Origin of the sequence: Gillisia sp. CAL575, assembly GCF_000403785.1 — a bacterium.
GTDB lineage: Bacteria > Bacteroidota > Bacteroidia > Flavobacteriales > Flavobacteriaceae > Gillisia.
On sequence record NZ_APHJ01000007.1, the window covers coordinates 1 to 850 of the forward strand.

At 28.8% G+C, this 850-nt stretch carries 1 protein-coding gene; it reads left to right on the top strand.

Annotated features, from left to right (window positions below):
• The first annotated feature begins 201 nt into the window (after nt 1–201).
• Nucleotides 202–627 carry a hypothetical protein gene (locus I130_RS00070; RefSeq protein WP_034917074.1) on the top strand — a complete coding sequence of 142 codons (426 nt, stop codon included), beginning with the start codon at nt 202–204 and terminating at the stop codon, nt 625–627.
• The last annotated feature ends 223 nt before the right edge of the window (nt 628–850 follow it).

Below are 850 nucleotides of genomic sequence, written 5' to 3' on the forward strand. Positions count from 1 at the left end.
CTTCCAAAAGGAACAGACTTCAATAAAATTGATCAAAAACAACTACAGATAATACAGGACAAACTAAACAATAGACCTCGTAAAATTCTAGGGTACAATACACCTCAAGAAATGATGGATCTTGAACTAAAAAAATTATATTTGAATACTTAACTTTTTATAACGCTTTGTTGCGTTGAATCCTTGAATCCAGCACTAATAATGTTCGAAGAATTAGAAATTTACAAATCAAATAATCATTTCTTTTATACTAAAGATGATGATTTGAACAAAGTTTGTAATGCACCAAAAACTGGTGTCGGAGTATATCTAGTTTATGCTTTAAAAAATGGAAAAATTCAATTAGTATATATAGGATCCTCTGGAAAAATTAAACAAAATGGATTAAAGAAAATAAGAAATGGTGGTATGTGCGACAGATTAATAAATGGCAAACAATTTGGCGATTGTCGAAAGAGAAGTTGGAAAAATAAAATCATATCTGAGAAAATAGAAGCTCTTGACATTTACTGGTATGAAACTTTTGATAATAAAAATAATGATATTCCTTCCGCTGTAGAAGGAATGATAATTCAAAAATATTTTGACATCTATAAAAGTTTACCGGATTGGAATAAAGAATATTGATTATTAAAAAAAGTACGATGCACAACATCGTTTCCTATGAAAAGCAATAACCTTATTTCTTAAAGATAATATTTTAATTTCTCTTATTTCATACTTATAATATTTTAACGTGTTGAATTTTTGATGAAGCTTTGCTTCAGTAAGAATTCAACACAAAAATAACCTGCTCAGCATCCTATTTGTGGTCACTTCTTGAGTGCCACCAGCATCACTATGATTGTGG

What these genes read in the sequence shown, in the direction of transcription:
- I130_RS00070 (WP_034917074.1), top strand. Translation starts at nt 202, where the DNA reads ATGTTCGAAGAATTAGAAATTTACAAATCAAATAATCATTTCTTTTAT.